General features: G+C 72.9%; 16 protein-coding genes. 9 read left to right on the forward strand and 7 right to left on the reverse strand.

The window, feature by feature from the left end:
* Positions 1 to 45: 45 nt before the first annotated feature.
* The 4 genes from cutA to ACZ4XX_RS19335 are packed head-to-tail and all read right to left on the reverse strand — an operon-like array spanning position 46 to position 5044.
* On the reverse strand, positions 46 to 765 hold the full coding sequence (gene cutA, locus ACZ4XX_RS19320) for a divalent cation tolerance protein CutA (protein ID WP_468509063.1): 720 nt from the start codon (positions 763 to 765) through the stop codon (positions 46 to 48).
* Positions 762 to 2648: an ABC transporter ATP-binding protein gene (locus ACZ4XX_RS19325; protein WP_468509064.1), complete on the reverse strand. Its 1887-nt coding sequence runs from the start codon at positions 2646 to 2648 to the stop codon at positions 762 to 764. Before ACZ4XX_RS19325 ends, cutA begins: the two co-directional genes overlap by 4 nt.
* Positions 2645 to 4378, reverse strand: coding sequence for an ABC transporter ATP-binding protein (locus tag ACZ4XX_RS19330; protein WP_468509132.1), 1734 nt, complete (start codon positions 4376 to 4378; stop codon positions 2645 to 2647). Before ACZ4XX_RS19330 ends, ACZ4XX_RS19325 begins: the two co-directional genes overlap by 4 nt.
* A 12-nt stretch (positions 4379 to 4390) precedes the next feature.
* Positions 4391 to 5044 carry an NADPH-dependent FMN reductase gene (locus ACZ4XX_RS19335; RefSeq protein ID WP_468509065.1) on the reverse strand — a complete coding sequence of 218 codons (654 nt, stop codon included), beginning with the start codon at positions 5042 to 5044 and terminating at the stop codon, positions 4391 to 4393.
* A 92-nt stretch (positions 5045 to 5136) separates the two neighbouring features.
* Here ACZ4XX_RS19335 and ACZ4XX_RS19340 point away from each other — a divergent pair, with 92 nt between their 5' ends.
* From ACZ4XX_RS19340 to ACZ4XX_RS19360, 5 genes are all read left to right on the forward strand, one after another.
* On the forward strand, positions 5137 to 5898 hold the full coding sequence (locus ACZ4XX_RS19340) for an aminotransferase class IV (RefSeq protein WP_468509066.1): 762 nt from the start codon (positions 5137 to 5139) through the stop codon (positions 5896 to 5898).
* A gap of 37 nt (positions 5899 to 5935) precedes the next feature.
* Positions 5936 to 7648 (forward strand): right-handed parallel beta-helix repeat-containing protein, encoded by a 1713-nt coding sequence (locus tag ACZ4XX_RS19345; RefSeq protein ID WP_468509067.1) that lies wholly within the window; start codon positions 5936 to 5938, stop codon positions 7646 to 7648.
* Positions 7645 to 8106 (forward strand): hypothetical protein, encoded by a 462-nt coding sequence (locus tag ACZ4XX_RS19350; protein ID WP_468509068.1) that lies wholly within the window; start codon positions 7645 to 7647, stop codon positions 8104 to 8106. Before ACZ4XX_RS19345 ends, ACZ4XX_RS19350 begins: the two co-directional genes overlap by 4 nt.
* Positions 8107 to 8386: 280 nt before the next feature.
* Entirely contained in the window at positions 8387 to 8893 is a 507-nt protein-coding gene (locus ACZ4XX_RS19355) for a hypothetical protein (protein ID WP_468509069.1), read from the forward strand.
* A gap of 79 nt (positions 8894 to 8972) precedes the next feature.
* Positions 8973 to 9602: a class F sortase gene (locus ACZ4XX_RS19360; protein ID WP_468509070.1), complete on the forward strand. Its 630-nt coding sequence runs from the start codon at positions 8973 to 8975 to the stop codon at positions 9600 to 9602.
* A gap of 27 nt (positions 9603 to 9629) precedes the next feature.
* Here ACZ4XX_RS19360 and ACZ4XX_RS19365 read toward each other — a convergent pair whose 3' ends face one another.
* The 3 genes from ACZ4XX_RS19365 to ACZ4XX_RS19375 are packed head-to-tail and all read right to left on the reverse strand — an operon-like array spanning position 9630 to position 11953.
* Positions 9630 to 10415: a TSUP family transporter gene (locus tag ACZ4XX_RS19365; protein WP_468509071.1), complete on the reverse strand. Its 786-nt coding sequence runs from the start codon at positions 10413 to 10415 to the stop codon at positions 9630 to 9632.
* A gap of 37 nt (positions 10416 to 10452) precedes the next feature.
* Entirely contained in the window at positions 10453 to 10653 is a 201-nt protein-coding gene (locus tag ACZ4XX_RS19370) for a hypothetical protein (RefSeq protein ID WP_468509072.1), read from the reverse strand.
* The gene (locus ACZ4XX_RS19375; RefSeq protein ID WP_468509133.1) at positions 10646 to 11953 is read right to left on the reverse strand and encodes a ferredoxin reductase family protein; all 1308 of its coding nucleotides are present in this window, start codon (positions 11951 to 11953) and stop codon (positions 10646 to 10648) included. The genes ACZ4XX_RS19370 and ACZ4XX_RS19375 overlap by 8 nt, the downstream gene beginning before the upstream one ends.
* A 337-nt stretch (positions 11954 to 12290) precedes the next feature.
* On the opposite strand from ACZ4XX_RS19375, the gene ACZ4XX_RS19380 reads away from it, so the two are divergent.
* The 4 genes from ACZ4XX_RS19380 to ACZ4XX_RS19395 are packed head-to-tail and all read left to right on the forward strand — an operon-like array spanning position 12291 to position 17104.
* Positions 12291 to 13601 (forward strand): NAD(P)/FAD-dependent oxidoreductase, encoded by a 1311-nt coding sequence (locus ACZ4XX_RS19380; RefSeq protein ID WP_468509073.1) that lies wholly within the window; start codon positions 12291 to 12293, stop codon positions 13599 to 13601.
* The gene (nirB, locus tag ACZ4XX_RS19385) at positions 13598 to 16132 is read left to right on the forward strand and encodes a nitrite reductase large subunit NirB (RefSeq protein WP_468509074.1); all 2535 of its coding nucleotides are present in this window, start codon (positions 13598 to 13600) and stop codon (positions 16130 to 16132) included. Before ACZ4XX_RS19380 ends, nirB begins: the two co-directional genes overlap by 4 nt.
* Positions 16129 to 16482 carry a nitrite reductase small subunit NirD gene (gene nirD, locus ACZ4XX_RS19390; RefSeq protein WP_468509075.1) on the forward strand — a complete coding sequence of 118 codons (354 nt, stop codon included), beginning with the start codon at positions 16129 to 16131 and terminating at the stop codon, positions 16480 to 16482. The genes nirB and nirD overlap by 4 nt, the downstream gene beginning before the upstream one ends.
* A 37-nt stretch (positions 16483 to 16519) precedes the next feature.
* Entirely contained in the window at positions 16520 to 17104 is a 585-nt protein-coding gene (locus ACZ4XX_RS19395) for a TetR/AcrR family transcriptional regulator (protein WP_468509076.1), read from the forward strand.
* The last annotated feature ends 58 nt before the right edge of the window (positions 17105 to 17162 follow it).

Consider the following 17162-nt stretch of genomic DNA (forward strand, 5'->3'; position numbering starts at 1 on the left):
CGGGGACGCCACGACCGGTTGAACCAACCGCTCCCCCCGGGGACGCTACGGCCGGTTGAACCAGTCGCCGCTCTCGATGATCTCGCCGAGGGGCGCGTCCGGTGCCGCCAGGAACACCCATGCGGACACCCGCGCGTCGTCCCGTACCCGGACGACGTCCATGGCCACCCGCTCGTAGCCGACGGGCAGTTCCAGGCGGTCGAGCAGGCCGAACAGCTCGCCGTAGGCGTCGGGCGCGGGCGTGAGGAGGGTGCCGACCACCCGGCCGCCGTCCGCCGGGACGACGTACGGATAGCCGGGACCGTCGTGCAGGACCGCCCCGTGCAGCACGGCGTCCGCCTCGGTGCCGATCCGGCCGGCGAGGAACCGGTCGTGGTTGTACGCGCCCGGGCGCAGCGTCCCGTAGACGAAGAACGGCCGCTCTTCGGGGGCCGGGGCCTTGATCTCCCGGGCGGCGGCGGTCTCGCGCTCGACCCAGCGGGCGTACGCCTCGCCGGCCCGGGTCACCCGGGTGGCGAGGATCTCGGGCGTCGCGTAGTCGTGGGCGGCGAGGAGGTGCGCCTCCAGGGCGGGGTAGCGGGCCTCGGTGGTCTTGAACACCACCTCCCACTCCTCGGTGGTCTCGATCGCACCCCGCCAGTGGTAGACGGAGGTGACGGGCCCCGAGATCTGCGCGCAGGCGACCAGCCGGGCCTCGACGGCGCCACGCGCCAGGGCGTCGGCCTTGGCGCGTGCGTCGGTGGTGGTGCGGACGGTGACGATCACGTCTCCACCGTACGGGCGAACTGGGCCGCGTGCAGCCGGGCGTACGCTCCCCCGGCGGCGAGGAGTTCGTCGTGGCTGCCCTGCTCGGCGATCGAGCCGCCGTCCATCACCAGGATGGTGTCCGCGTCCCGGATCGTGGAGAGCCGGTGGGCGACGACGAAGCTGGTGCGGCCCGCCCGGAGGGAGGTCATCGCCTCCTGGACGAGGAGTTCGGTCCGGGTGTCGACGGAGCTGGTGGCCTCGTCGAGGACGAGGATGACGGGGTCGGAGAGGAAGGCGCGGGCCAGGGTGATCAGCTGCTTCTCGCCGGCGCTGAGGCCGCCGCCGTCCTCGTCGAGGACGGTGTCGTACCCGGCGGGCAGGGTGCGGACGAAGCGGTCCGCGTGCGCGGCCCTGGCGGCCTCGACGATCCGCTCGCGCGAGACCTCGCCGGGCACCCCGTACGCGATGTTGTCGGCGATGGTGCCGCCGAAGAGCCAGGTGTCCTGGAGGACCATGCCGATGCCGGAGCGCAGCTCCTCCCGGCTCATCGCCGCCGTGTCGACGCCGTCGAGGGTGATCCGGCCGCCGGTCACCTCGTGGAAGCGGAGAAGCAGGTTGACCAGGGTCGTCTTGCCCGCGCCGGTGGGTCCGACGATGGCGACGGTCCGGCCGGGCTCCACGGCGAGGGACAGGTCCTCGATGAGCGGCTTGCCCGGCTCGTAGCGGAAGGCGACCTTCTCGAAGGAGACCCGGCCGCGGAGCGTCTCCGGGCGCAGCGGCCGTGCCGGGTCCGGGTCCTCCTCCTCGGCGTCGAGGAGGTCGAAGACCCGCTCGGCGGAGGCCACTCCGGACTGGAGGAGGTTGGCCATGGCGGCGACCTGGGTGATGGGGCCGTTGAACTCGTACGAGTACTGGATGAAGGCCTGGACGTCGCCGACGGAGAGCGTGCCGCCGGCCACCCGCAGTCCGCCGACCACGGCGATGGCGACGTAGTTCAGATTGCCGACGAAGGTCAGGGCGGGCTGGATGAACCCGGACACGAACTGGGCGCGGAAGCTCGCCCGGTAGAGCTCGTCGCCCAGTTCGTCGAAGCGCCGGACTGCCTCGGCGCGCCGGCCGAAGGCGACGACCTCGGTGTGGCCGGTGATCATCTCCTCGACGTGGCTGCCGAGCCGGCCGGTGACCGCCCACTGCTTCACGAACTGCGGCTGGGCACGGCGGCCGACGAAGGCGGCGACGGCGACCGATACGGGCACGGTGGCGAGGGCGACGAGGGCGAGCACCGGGGAGATCCAGAACATCATCGCGAGGACGCCGACCAGGGTGAGGAGGGCGCGGCTCATCTGGCTCAGGGCCTGCTGGAGGGTCTGGGTGATGTTGTCGATGTCGTTGGTGGTGCGGGAGAGGACCTCGCCGCGCGACTGCCGGTCGAGGTAGCCGAGGGGCAGCTTCGCGAGCTTGTGCTGGGCCTGTTCGCGGAGGCGGTGGCCGGCCCGCTGGACGACGGTGGTGGCGATCCGCAGCTGGACCCAGGTGAAGAGGGACGAGCCGGCGACGACCACGACGGAGAGGGCGAGGACCCGGCCGACGGCCGCGAAGTCGACCCCGGCCGGGCCGGTGGCGCCGGTGACGACGAGGTCGGTGGCACGGCCGAGGAAGAGGGGGCCGAGGACGGAGAGGGAGACCGCCGTGGCACCGGCGAGGAACACGCCGAGGAGCCGGGTCCGGTCGGGGGCGAGGGTGCGGAGCAGCCGGAGGCCGGAAGCGCGGAAGGAGAGGGAGCGTTCGAGGGCGGGGGCGGGGAGGCCGGGGCCGCGCTGCGGGGAGGAGGGTCCGGTGCGGGCGGGGACGGCTCCGGTGGGAGTGTCCTTCGCTGCGCGGCTCGCCGTGGCTGTGCTCATGCGGCTTCCTCCTCGGTGAGCTGGGAGAGGACGATCTCCCGGTAGGTGGGGTTGTCCCGCATCAGGGACGTGTGGGTGCCGGTGCCGACGTTCCGGCCCCGGTCGAGGACGACGATCCGGTCGGCCTGCCGGATGGTGGAGACCCGCTGGGCGACGACGACGACGGTCGCGTCGGCGGTCTCCTCGCGCAGAGCGGCACGGAGCCGGGCGTCGGTCCGGGGGTCGAGGGCTGAGAAGGAGTCGTCGAAGAGGTAGAGGCGGGGGCGGGCGACGAGGACCCGGGCGATGGCGAGCCGCTGCCGCTGGCCGCCGGAGAAGTTGGTGCCACCCTGGGAGACGGGCGCGTCGAGGCCTTCGTCGAGCCCGCGGACGAAGTCGGTGGCCTGGGCGACCTCCAGGGCGTGCCAGAGCTCTTCGTCGGTCGCGTCGGGTTTGCCGTACCGGAGGTTGGTGGCGACGGTCCCGGAGAAGAGGTACGGCTTCTGGGGGACGAGTCCGACGGTCCTCGCCATCAGCTCGGGGTCGAGCCGGCGGACGTCGACGCCGTCGACGAGGACCTCGCCGCCGGTGGCGTCGAAGAGCCGGGGCACGAGCCCGAGGAGGGTCGACTTGCCGCTGCCGGTCGAGCCGATGATCGCGGTGGTCTCACCCGGACGGGCCTCGAGCCCGACGTCCTTGAGGACGGACTCCTCCGCACCCGGGTACCGGAACTCCGCGCCCTTGACCTCCAGGTGCCCCCGGCTGACCGGGGTCCGGACCGGATCGGCCGGCGGGACGACGGACGAGCGGGTGTCGAGCACCTCGCGGACGCGCTCGGCGCCCGCCTCGGCCCGGGGCATGTGCATGAGGAGGAAGAGGACCATCATCACGGACATCGAGGTCTGGAGCAGGTAGCCGAGGAAGGCGACGAGCCCGCCCGGCTGGAGGGCGCCGGATTCGATGCGGTGGGCTCCGACGTAGACGAGCGCGACGGTCGTCAGCTCCCAGACGATGAGCACGGTGGGGAACATCAGGGCCTGGAGCCGGCCGGCCCGGAGGCCGACGGAGCGGAGTTCGTCGTTGGCGGCGGCGAACCGTTCCCTCTCGTGCCGGTCGCGGACGAAGGCGCGGACCACCCGGACGCCGGTGATCTGCTCGCGCAGGATGCGGTTGGCACGGTCGATGCGGTCCTGCATGCCCTTGAAGAGCGGCCGCATCCGCAGCACGACGGTGCCGACGGCGCCGGTCATCACCGGCACGAAGAGGAACAGCACCAGGGCGAGCGGCACGTCCTGCCGCAGCGCCATGGCGATGCCGCCGAAGCAGAGGAGCGGCGCGGCGACCAGCATGGTCAGGACGAGGACGGTGAACGTCTGGATCTGCTGGACGTCGTTGGTCGTACGGGTGATGAGGGAGGCGGCGCCGAAGCGGCCCCGCTCCCGCGCGGAGAACTCCTGGACGCGGCGGAAGACTTCGGAGCGCAGGTCGCGGGCGACGCCCATGGCGATCCGGGCGCCGGTGTAGGTGGCTGCGGCCGCGGCCGCGGCCTGGAGGAGGGTGACGGCGACCATCGTGGCGCCGCCGCCGAGGACGCGGTCGGTGTCGCCGCGCAGGACGCCCTGGTCGATGACGCCGGCGTTGAGGGTGGGCAGGGCGAGAGAGGCGAGGGACTGGACGAGCTGGAGGGCGACGAGGAGGGCGAGGAGGGTCCGGTACGGCCTGAGGCGGGGCGCGAGGAGTCGCAGCAGCATCATGACGGACCCTCACGCGCCGTACGGGCGGGCGGACTTGGCGTCCTTGAGGGCGCGTCCCCACCAGCCGAGCTGGTCGAGGAGCGCCTTGGCTGCGCCCTCCGCCGCGGCGGGGTCCTTGTGCCGTCCGTCCTCGTCGAACAGCCCGTGGGCGTTGTGGAAGGAGACGGTGTCGCGCACGGTGACCGCGTGCATCTCGGCGTACACCTGCCGGAGCTGCTCGACGGCCCGCAGGCCGCCGGACATTCCGCCGTAGGAGACGAAGCCGACGGGCTTGGCCTGCCATTCGGTGTAGTGCCGGTCGATCAGGTTCTTGAGGGCGGCGGGGAAGGAGTGGTTGTACTCGGGGGTGATGACGACGTACGCGTCGGCGTCCTCCAGCACCGGTGTGACCTTGGCCAGTTCGGCGCGGACCGCCGGGGACGGGTCGTACGAGAGGGAGGTGGGGAGGTCGACCTCGGCGAGGTCGACGACGGTGACGGTGAAGTCCTCGCGCTCGGCGAGGCGGGAGCGGAACCAGTCGGTGACGACGGGGGCGAAGCGGCCTTCGCGGTCGCTGGCGATGACGAGGGCGAGGGTGAGGGGGGCCGGGGCGTCCTGCGAAGCGGCGGGAGTCGTGGAGGAGGCGGGGGAAACGGTGGCCGTGGTGGCGTTCGCGATGTCCATGCCGATGATCGTGGTACCTCAAGTTTGGTTGAGGTCAAGCGGCGATCCGAAGCTCTTCCCCAAGGCCGTTTCCCCGGACGTACGGTGAGTGCATGACGACTCCGCCCCCGCACATCGAGATCGACGGCGCCCCCGCGACCGACCCCGGGCTGCTCGCCGCCCTCATGACCGGCTTCGGGCACTTCACGGCGATGCAGGTACGGGACGGGCGCGTGAAGGGCCTCGACCTGCACCTCGCCCGCCTCGACCGCGCGAACCGCGAGCTCTTCGGCCGGGAGCTGGACGGCAAGCACGTCCGCGCCCTGATCACCGGCGCACTGGAGACCTCCGGGCAGCGGAACGCCTCCGTGCGCGTCTACGTGTACCCGGACGTCCGGATCGCGGTGACCGTCGCCGCCCCCGCCCCGGACGGCCTCGGCGCCCCGCAGCGCCTGACGACCGCCGAGTACTGGCGGCCCGCGCCGCACATCAAGCACCTGGGCGGCTTCGGCCAGAGCTACCACCGTGAGGCGGCCCAGCGGGCCGGCTACGACGAGGCCGTACTGACCTCCCCGTACGGCGAGATCGCCGAGGGAGCCGTCACCAACATCGCCTTCTGGGACGGGACTTCCCTGGTCTGGCCGTCGGCGCCGTGCCTCGAAGGCATCACCATGGCCCTCCTGGAACCCCGTCTGCCCTCGGTCCGGCGCCCGGTCACCCTGGCCGACCTCTCCGGCTACCGGGCCGCACTCGTCACCAACTCCCGTTCCATCGCGGCCGTGACGGCGATCGACGAGGTGGCGTTCGCGGTGGACGAGGAGCTGATGGAGCGGGTGTACTCGGTGTACGACTCGGTGGAGTGGGACGAGTTGTAGAGCGACACGGGACCGACGCGGGGGGGGAGTCATCGGGATGGTCACGCGATACGTCGTCGCGCCGCACGGCCGGCGCCGTGCCCACCGCGACATCACGTCGGCGCTCCGGGCGGCGGGCGCGCGGGGCCGGCCGGCCCTGATCGAGATCGCGCCCGGCCGGTACGAGGAGGCCCTCACCGTCCGCGGCGACGTACAGCTGGTGGCGGCCGAGGGACCCGGTTCCGTCGTGGTCGGCCTGCCCCGGAACACCGTCCTGGACGCCTCCGGATCGGTCCGGGTGCACGGCCTCACGCTGGTCGGCCGCGAGGCGGACACCGTCGCCTGCCACGCGGGCACGCTCACTTTCGAGCACACCGAGATCCGTGCCCACAGCGGCATCGCCGTGCACGCGCGACCGCACTCCACGGTCACCCTCCGGGACAGCCTGGTCGCCCACGGCCGGACGCTCTTCACCGGAGGTGCGGGGCTGGTCGAGCGCTGCCGGTTCACCGACGCCGCCGACAACGCGATCGCCGTGATCGAGGGCGCTCACGTCACGGTCCGCGACAGCCGGATCGAGGGCAGCAGGATCCACGGGCTGCGCGTCAGCGACGCGCACGCCGAGGTCACCGGCTGCGAGCTGACCGGCACCGGCAAGGCGGCCCTCATGGCGGACACCCGGGCGCGGCTCGTCGTGGCGGACTGCGCGATCACGTCCGTGCACGGCGAGGGGATCATGTTCACCGAGCAGTCCCGGGGTTCCGTCGACCGTACGAGGGTCACCGGCGCCCGGCACGGGATCGGCGCGGCCGGCGGCGCCGACCCGGTGGTGCGCGGCTGTGTCCTCGCCGACTGCCACGACACCGGCATCAACGTGCAGACGGACGCCCGGGGCCGGTTCGAGGACTGCCAGGTGCTCGGCTCCGGCAACATCGCGGTCTTTTCGACCAGGGGCGGCGCACCGGAGGTGCACGGCTGCCGGATCTCCGGGGGCAACGTCGGGATCGCGGTCACCGAGAGCTCCCGTGGCCGCTTCACCGGCATCTCGGTCGAGGACCTGACGAACACCGCGCTACGGGTCTTCGACGACTCCGGGGCCACGTTCGCGCACGTACGGGTGGACCGTTGCCAGGCCGGCCTGGAGGCCCGGGGCAACGGGGGCACCACGGCCGAGGTCACGGACGCGGTGTTCCGCGACTGCGAGACGGCAGCCGTGGCCATCGGCGGCCAGTCCCGCGTCATGCTCAGGAACGTGACGGCGGAGCACGGCATTCTCGGCTTCGGCGTCTCCGACGAGGCCCAGTTGCGGGTGACCGACAGCACCGCCACGGCGGTGAGCAGCGCCGGAGCCGGCGCCCTCGGCAGTGGACGGCTCATCGCACGCAACCTCACCGTGAACGGCTCGGGGGCGCTCGGCGTCTACGGGACGGGCTCCGCGTACCTCGACATCACGGGGAGCGAGTTCACCGACTGCGCGAACGCCGGCGCGAGTTTCGAGGCGGAGGCCGGCGGGCAGCTGGTGGACTGCGCGGTGAACGGCACCCGCGGGGTGGCCGTCGTCGGCAACGGCCGGGTCGAGACGGTCCGGCTGCGGACCTCGCTCAAGATCCTCCGGCACGCGGAGAAACCGACCGCGCCGCCGCAGCAGATCATCAACATCTTCAACGGGGCGGTCTTCACCGGACCGGTCCGGGACACCCTGGTGGCCTGGGGCAACGAGCACGTCACCCAGCACCAGCAGCGGACGGAAGGGGACGGTTCCCGCTCATGAACGACCGACCGGACGAGAACGGCGCACCGTTGAACGGCGCACCCGAGAACGGCGCACCTCAGGTCAACCACTACAACGGACCGGTGTTCCACGGCACCGTCTCGCAGGGCCAGTTCGCCTGGGACAACGGGACCGTCACCCAGAACCAGCAGAACAACGGCACGGCAGGCACGGTCGCACCGGGGTACGAGGCACTCGCCGAGCGGATCGCCGAGCTCCTCCGGCAGCTCCCCGAAGCCGGGCTCTCCGAGCAGGACCGGCAGGACACCCGGGAGGCGGCCGAGGAGGTCCTGGCGGTGATCAGCCAGGACGAGCCGGTCGAGGAGGGCAGGGTGCGCCGAGCGCTCACGACGCTCCGGGGCGCGCTCGCCCCGGTGGCCACCGGCATCGCGGCCGGCGCGACGGTGGGCGCGCAGGAGTGGGCGCTGGCGGCGATCAGCGGCCTCACGGGGGCCTGACAGGGTCTGGCGGGCGCGCAGGGCGGAGCGGGCCCGCCCGACGGGGGCACCTGATCACCCGTTCGGCACGAGGCATCGACTGACACAACGAAACCCGCCCTGACCTGCGTAAACACAGAAAATCCAGGCGACACACCGTATCGGACGGCTCAATCCTGATGCCTCATCAGGAGGCGCGGCGCGCGCGGCGGCTCTTATCTCGGTCACAGAAGGCCGTTCCGGGAAGTCCCTCCCGGGAGGACCGCCCCGCTCGACCGCTCGCGCGCCCCGGAGGCCCCCCATGCGCACCATTGTCCGCCTGTTCACCGGTACCGCGCTGACGGTCGCCGCGATCGGAGCCCTCGCCGTCCCCTCGGCATTCGCCGGCGACTCCGAGTGGCTCGAAATCTTCCCTTCCGAGGCCGAACCCGGCACCAGCGTCACGGTGAACACCCTCGCCTGCGGCAAGCACGGCCGGGGCGTCGGGGACGCGAACTCGCTCGGCGCGGGCGAGTTCCAGCTGCGCCCGAGCACGCACAAGGACGTCGTGGTCGGCCAGTTCCACGTACCGGAGCACGCCAAGGCCGGTACGTACGGCATCAGTGTGGCCTGCGACAACGGCAAGACGGCCCGGGGCGACCTGACCGTCAAGCACCGTCGTCCCAGCGGCCACGTACAGACCGGTGTCGGGGGCAGCGTCGGCCCCGACACCGCCCAGGTCACGGCAGGCGCGGCGGTGCTGGCCGCAGCTGCCGTGGGCGGGGTCTGGCTCCTGCGCCGCCGGGCGAGCGGCGCGCAGGGCCACTGAGACCATCCGCCTGTCCTGCCCCCGCCGGAGCGCCCGATCACGGCCCGGCGGGGGCAGGGCCACACCCCAGGGAGCCCAGGTGGGCAACAGGAGCAAGGGCTGGGGCATAGCCGTGGCCGCCTGCGTCGGGCTCTGGCTCGTCCAGAACGGCTCTGAGCAGGTCACCCCGCCCGTACCGTCGGCTGCCCAGGCCTTCGCCGCCGGGCCGAGCGTGCACACCGACGCCGCTGCCGACCCGCTGCCGCCCTCGGCGCCGGTCCGGCTGCGCATCCCCGAGACCGACGTGGACACCCCGATGATGCGGCTCGGCCTGGCCTCGGACGGTTCGCTCGACGTGCCGCCCGCCGGGAACCGGAACATGGCCGGCTGGTACGAGAACGGCACCCCGCCCGGCGCCAAGGGCACGGCGATCGTCGCCGGCCATGTCGACAACGCCGAGGGACCCGCGGTCTTCTACACGCTCGGCGCCCTGAAGAAGGGCCACCGGATCGAGGTGGACCGGCAGGACGGGCGGACCGCGGTGTTCACGGTCGACGCGGTCGAGGTCTACGAGAACAAGGACTTCCCGGACCGGAAGGTGTACGACGAGGCGAACCGCGCGGAGATCCGGGTGATCACCTGCGGCGGCGGCTTCTCGAAGAAGAACGGCTACCAGGGGAACGTGGTCGCCTACGGCCACCTCATCGGGGTGCGACAGCCGGCCCCGTGACGGGTCCGGGGGCCGGTCCGGTGAAGGTCAGGCCCACTGGTCGAAGGCGAGCTTCGCGACCAGCGAGAGCACCACCACGAGCAGCACCCCGCGCACGAACTCGGCCCCCTTGCTGAGCGCCATCCGCGCCCCGACCGTCCCGCCGATCAGGTTGAAGACCGCCATGACGCCTGCCAGCTGCCAGTACACGCTGCCCTGGTACGCGAACATCGCGAGCGCGCCCGCGTTGGTGCAGACGTTGACGATCTTCGCGGTCGCCGAGGCGGTCACCAGGTCGAGGTGGAGGACGGCGGTCAGCGCGAGCACCAGGAAGGTGCCGGTGCCGGGACCGAACAGGCCGTCGTAGAAGCCGATCCCGCCGCCGACCACGACGATCGCGGTGACGATCCGGGCCCGGGTCAGCGGCGCCCGGTCCTCCCCCGCGGCCTTGGCGCCGAACGACGGCCGCAGCATCACGAAGGCCGCCACCGCGAGCAGCACGACCATGATCACCGGGCGCAGGACGTCGCTGCTGATGCCCGCCGCGAAGAAGGCGCCGGCCATGGAGCCCGTGAGCGCGGCGAGCCCGATGCGCACCGCCGTCCAGACCTGCACGGGCGCCTTGCGGACATAGGTGATCGCGGCCCCGGTGGTGCCGACGATCGCGACGGCCTTGTTGGTGCCGAGGATGTGGGCGGCCTGGACGTTCGGCAGTCCGAGGAGCAGGGCGGGCAGCAGGAGCAGCCCGCCGCCGCCGACCACCGCGTCGATCCAGCCCGCCACGAGCGCGGCGAGGCACAGCAGGACAAGGGTGGTCAGCGAGATCTCGGGCATGCCCGTGAGCCTAGGGAGCAGATCGTTGCCCCGTCCATCAATCTCTGGAGAGTTGAGCTACGTCTGAGCTTGCGGCGCCCGGGCCCCGGTCGGGGGCCGGTGGCGCGGCCGGGGAGACGGAGGCCGTGAGGAGGGTCGCGGCGAGCGCACCGGCGCCGACGAGGGCGGCGGCGAGCCGACGCCGGGCCTGCTCGACGGACTGGGCGCGCGGGACGCGGGGGGCACCGTGTCTAGGCATGATCGAAGTCCTCGCTGTGGATGCGGGAGGCCGGTACCCCGGCCCGGATCAGGTTGGCGGTGGCGGCGCGGGCCATGGCGGGCGGCCCGCAGAGGTAGACGTCGTGGGCGGTGAGGTCCGGCACCAGGTGGCGCAGGGCGCGCGGCGCGAGCGGGTCGAAGGAGTCGTCGGAGCGGCCGAGGAGGAAGTGGAGGGCGGCCTGCCGTTCGTGGGCGATGGCCTCCAGCTCCTCGCGCAGGACGAGACCGGCCTCGTTCGAGGCCCGGTAGAGCAGGGTCACGTCGCCGGGCCCGCCGGGCAGCGTCTCGAACAGGGCGCGCAGCGGGGTGATGCCGACGCCGCCCGCGAGCAGCAGCACCTTGCGGCGGGTGCGGCGGTGGGCGGTGAGCGCGCCGAAGGGGCCGGAGGCGAGGACGCGGACGCCGGGGCGGAGCCGGCGGATGCGGCGGGTGTGGTCGCCGAGCGCTTTGACGGTGATCCGCAGGGTGTCGTCGCGGACGGGCGCGGAGAGGGAGAAGGGCAGGGCGGTCGCCCACAGCCCGCGCCGCAGGAAGCGCCAGCGGAAGAACTGGCCGGGTTCGGCGCGGAGTCGGGCCACTCCCCTGCCGCGGACGAGCACCGAGACGACGCCCGGGCCCTCGTCGCGGACCTCGACGACCCGCAGCTCGTGGCGGAGGGCTGCGCGGACGGGGACGACGAGCCGGTACCAGAGGAGGAGGACGGCGACGGTGCCGTGGGCCATCGACCAGAGCCAGCGGACGAGGAGGCTGTCGGCGATGTCGGGTCCGGCGAGCTGGTGGACGAAGCCGAGGGCGGCGGCGAGCAGCCCGCCGAGGTGGACGGCGCGCCAGACCTCGTGCCGGACGCGGCGCCGTACGGCGCGGGCGGAGGTGACACCGACGGCGACGAAGAGGGCGGTGCCTGCGGTGGCGGCGGCGATCGCCCCGTACGCCAGGAGGTCCCCGGTGGCGGTGACGAGGTCGGTACGGGTGTGCACGGCGTAACCGCAGAGCGCGAGGAGCGCGTGGGCGCCGATCAGGCCGAGGACGTACCGGCCGCCGAGGGCGTGCCAGCGGGCGAGCCGGTCGGCGCCCACGCCGTGCTCGACGGCCGGGACGCGGGCCATGAGCAGCAGCAGGACGAGGACGCCGTACCCGGCGAGCAGGCCGGTGAGGTGCGCGCCGGACGCGAAGAGGGCGTCGAGGCGGGCGGAGGGCCGGGCCTGGACGCCCCAGAGCAGGGCGACGGCCCCGGCGCCACCGAGGATCCCGGTCCGCAGGCGCTCGGGGGCGAGCCGCAGGGCGGGCAGGGGCGGGGCGGGCCTCGGCGGCGCAGGCCTCGGCGGGACGGGTGTCGGCGGCGCGGGGGCCGGTTCGGGGCGGAGGGATACATAGAGAGGATGGCTGGCCTCGGTGGTCACATCCGGCACAGTAGGTCCGCCCGTATACGGGAATCCGCAGCTCAGCTCGCTCCCACCGATCCTTAAGACTGGCTTGAGCCGAGCCTGACCACGGGTTAACTCTGACGGCCGTCCCGCCCGGCCTCACAGCGGACGGGGCCGGGGACGGAGATCAGCGTTCCGTACGGGAAACAGTCGGGATGCCGTCGGGTAACACCGGCCGCGCACGCTTCCCGGTATGAGTACACGGATCGTGGTGGTCGGGGGCGGAACGGCGGGCGCCCGGCTCGCCCAGCGCCTGCCCGTCACCCTCCTCGGCGAGGAGTCGCACGCCCCGTACAACCGGGTGCTGCTCGCCGACGTCCTCGCCGGGCGGTACGCCCCCGAGGTCATCGCCCTGCCCGGGACCCGCGAGCCGGTACGGCTCGGGGTGCGGGCGGTGCGGATCGACCGGGCGGCGCGGACGGTGGAGTGCGCGGACGGCTCGCTCGTCGGCTACGACCGGCTGGTCCTGGCCACGGGCTCCAACCCGGTGCTCCCCCCGCTGCGCGGACTGCGCGGCCCGGGCGGGGCGGGGCTGCCGGAGGGCGTCCACGCCTTCCGTACGCTCGACGACTGCCTGGCGCTGCGCGACCGGGTACGGCCCGGGGCGCGGGCGGTGGTCATCGGCGGCGGCCTCCTCGGGGTCTCGGCGGCACGGGCCCTGGCCGCGCTGGGTGCGGAGGTGGTGCTCACCCAGCAGGGCGAGCGCCTGATGGAGCGCCAGCTGGACGCGGCCGCGTCGGACCTGCTGCACGAGCACGTCGAGTCCCTCGGCGTCGAGGTGCACACCGAGTGCCGGGTGAGCGGTCTGCGGCAGCGGGACGGCGAGGTCACGGCGGTCGAACTGGCCGACGGCTTCGTCCTCGACGCGCAGGTCGTGGTCCTGGCGTGCGGGGTCCGCCCGAGGGTGGCCCTGGCGAGGGAGGCGGGCCTCGCGGTGTCCACGGGCATCGTGGTCGACGACTCCCTGCGCACATCGGATCCGTCCATCCACGCGATCGGCGACTGCGCGGAACACGCGGGCCACGTCTACGGCCTGGCGGGCCCCGCGCTGGAACAGGCGGACGCGCTGGCGGACCTGCTGCTGGCGGAATCGACGGCGCCCGCGGCCCCGCTCCGCGCGGCCACCCCGGCTCCGTCCTCCAGGGCGGGACGGACGGGCACCACGGGGCTGGGGTCCGGGGCGCCGGCCGTCGCACCCACCGCGGGGCGGTACACCGGCACCCGCGCCCTCACCCGCCTCACCCTCGGCGGCGCCGAACCCCTCGACCTCGCCGCCTTCGGCGAGACCACCGCTCTCCCCGGCGACGACGTCGTCCAGCTCACCGATGCCACCCGCCGCGCCTACCGCAAGGTCGTCGTCCGCGGAGACCGTCTCGTCGGTGGCGTCCTCCTCGGCGATCTGGCCGCCGTCGGCACGCTCGCCCGGGCCTGGGAGGGCGACGAAGCCCTGCCCGACGAGGCCCCCCTGCTGCACCTGCTCACCCACGACGGAGGCTCCTCATGACCACCCCCACCATCGTCCTGGTCGGCCACGGAATGGTCGGCCAGCGGTTCCTGGAGTCGCTCGCCGACCGCGGTGTCACCGAGCGGGCCAGGATCGTCGTCCTCTGCGAGGAGCCGCGCCCCGCCTACGACCGCGTCCAGCTGACCTCGTACTTCTCCGGCAAGACCCCGGACGACCTCTCGATGGTCGAGGCGGGCTTCATGGAGAAGCACGGCATCGAGCTGTACGTGGGCGATCCGGCGGAGTCCGTGGACCGGGAGGCCCGTACGGTCACCGCCCGCTCCGGGCAGGTCTTCGCGTACGACTCGCTCGTCCTCGCCACCGGCTCGTACCCCTTCGTCCCGCCGGTGCCCGGCAAGGACGCCCGCGGCTGTTTCGTCTACCGGACGATCGAGGACCTGCTCGCCATCGAGGAGTACGCGAAGACCGCGACGACCGGCGCGGTCGTCGGCGGCGGCCTGCTCGGTCTGGAGGCGGCCGGCGCGCTCAAGGGCCTCGGACTCGACACCCACGTCGTGGAGTTCGCGCCGCGGCTGATGCCGGTGCAGGTCGACGAGGGCGGCGGCGCCGCGCTGCTGCGCACGATCGAGCGGATGGGGCTGACCGTCCACACGGGGACGGGCACGCAGGAGGTCGTGACGGCGGACGGCTCGGTCACGGGCATGAAGCTGTCGGACGGCTCCGAAGTGGCCACGGACATGGTCGTGTTCTCGGCCGGTGTACGGCCCCGGGACCAGCTGGCCCGCGACTGCGGACTGACCGTCGGGGAGCGCGGCGGCATCGCGGTCGACGAGCAGTGCCGCACCTCCGACCCGGCGGTCTTCGCGATCGGCGAGTGCGCGCTCGCCTCCGACGGGCGGGTGTACGGCCTGGTCGCGCCGGGCTACGAGATGGCGCAGACGGTGGCCGCGACCCTGGCGGAGGAGGCGGGCGAGGGCGACGGCTTCACCGGCGCCGACATGTCGACGAAGCTGAAGCTGCTCGGCGTGGACGTCGCGTCCTTCGGCGACGCGCACGGCACGACCGAGGGCTGCCTCGACGTCGTGTACTCCGACTCCCGCTCGGGCGTCTACAAGAAGCTGGTCGTGAGCGGCGACGGCGTCCTCCTCGGCGGTGTCCTGGTCGGCGACGCCGAGCAGTACGGTCTGCTCCGCCCGCTCACCGGCACCGTGCCGCCGGTCTCCGCCGAGCAGCTGGTCCTTCCGGCGGGCGCGGGCGCACCGGTGGCGCTGGGGCCCTCGGCGCTGCCGGACGACGCGGTGATCTGCTCCTGCCACAACGTGACGAAGCACGCGATCGGCGAGTGCTCCTCGCTCGCCGAGGTGAAGAAGTGCACCAAGGCCGGTACGGGCTGCGGCAGTTGCGTGAAGGTCATCGAGAAGCTGCTGCCGGCGCCGACCGACAAGGGCTTGTGCGGCTGCTTCTCGTACACCCGGAGCGAGCTGTATGAGATCGCCCGCGCCCTGCGGGTGACCTCCTTCGCCGCCCTGCTCGACTCGCACGGGCGGGAGGAGTCGCGCGGCGGCGAGGGCTGCGAGGTCTGCAAGCCGACCGTCGGCTCGATCCTCGCCAGCCTCAACAACGGCTACATCCTGGACGGCGAGCAGGCATCCCTCCAGGACACCAACGACCACTTCCTCGCCAACATGCAGCGCAACGGCTCGTATTCGGTCGTGCCGCGCATCCCCGGCGGTGAGATCACCCCGGACAAGCTGATCGTGATCGGCGAGGTGGCCCGCGACTTCGGCCTCTACACGAAGATCACCGGCGGCCAGCGGATCGACCTCTTCGGCGCCCGGGTGGACCAGCTCCCGTCGATCTGGACCCGGCTGGTGGACGCGGGCTTCGAGTCGGGGCACGCGTACGGCAAGGCGCTGCGGACGATCAAGTCCTGCGTGGGGCAGACCTGGTGCCGGTACGGCGTCCAGGACTCGGTGAAGATGGCGATCCAGCTGGAGCTGCGCTACCGGGGCCTGCGCGCCCCGCACAAGCTCAAGTCGGCGGTCTCCGGCTGCGCCCGCGAGTGCGCCGAGGCGCAGTCGAAGGACTTCGGGATCATCGCGACGGCCAACGGCTGGAACCTCTACGTCGGAGGGAACGGCGGCGCGACCCCGCGCCACGCGGACCTGCTCGCCCAGGACCTCTCCGACGCCGAACTGGTGCGCCTGATCGACCGGTTCCTGATGTTCTACATCCGGACGGCGGACCGCCTGGAGCGGACGTCGACCTGGCTGGAGCGCCTGGAGGGCGGGCTCGACCACCTCAAGGACGTGGTGGTGCACGACTCGCTCGGGCTCTGCGACGAGCTGGAGGCGCTGATGGCGGCGCACGTCGCCGACTACCAGGACGAGTGGGCGCAGACCCTGGACGACCCGGAGCGGCTGCGGCGCTTCGTCTCCTTCGTGAACGCGCCGGAGGCACCGGACCCCTCGGTCCGCTTCGTCCCGGAGCGCGACCAGATCAAGCCGGATCTCACGTTCCTGACGCTCGGCAGGACGAACAGCACGCTGGAAGGGGCTTCCTCCCGATGACGACCCTCACGACGCTCACCACGACGACGCTCGAGATCTCCCCCGACCCCGACTCCTGGGTGACGGTCTGCGAGGAGGCCCGGCTGACCCCGGGCCGGGGCGTGGCCGCGCTGCTGCCGGACGGCCGGCAGGCGGCGGTCTTCCGGGACCGGTCGGGCCGGACGTACGCGATCGACAACCGCGACCCGTTCACGGGGGCGCAGGTGCTCTCCCGCGGGCTCGTCGGCTCGGCGGACGGGCGGCCGTTCGTGGCCTCTCCGCTCCTGAAGCAGCGCTTCGACCTGGAGACGGGGCGGTGCCTGGACGACGACGAGGTCACGGTGGCGGTGTATCCGGTGCGAGCGAAGTAACTTGACCGATCGTTCCAGATAGTCGTACGGTCCTCTTGTGGCCAGGAGCAAGGAATTCGACCCCGACGCCGCGCTCCAGGCCGCACTCGAGCTGTTCTGGGCGCGCGGCTACGAGGCGACGACGATGTCGGACCTCGTGGAGCACCTCGGCGTCGGCCGGGCCAGCATCTACGCCACCTTCGGGAACAAGCACGCGCTGTACCTGAAGGCGATGGACCGCTACCTGGAGACCCGCGATCCGCTGATCGTCGAGGAGCTGTCCTCGCCGGGCCCGGCCCTGCCGGCCGTCCGGGCGCTCGTCCGCCGCTTCGCCGCCGAGGCGTCGGCCGACGACGAGCGGCGGAACGGCTGTTTCGTCACCAACTCGGCAGCGGAACTGGGTCCGCACGACACCGCGGTGGCCCGCCGGGTCGAGCTCAGCTGGGAGCAGATCGAGACGCTGCTGTACGGGGCGCTCACCCGGGCCCGGGCCGGGGGCGAGCTCCCGGGCGACCGGGACCCGCGCGCCCTGGCGCGCATGCTCCTGGTGCTGCTCCAGGGGATCCGGGTGGTCGGCAAGGCGTCGAGCGACCCGGCCAGGGTCCGGGACGCGGCAGAACAGGCGTTGGGCCTGCTGGACTGAGCCGGCCGGACCGAAGGAAAGGGCGCCCACGGGGGGCGCCCTTTCTCAGGCGCTTATT

This window comes from Streptomyces sp. NPDC029956 (assembly GCF_055574655.1).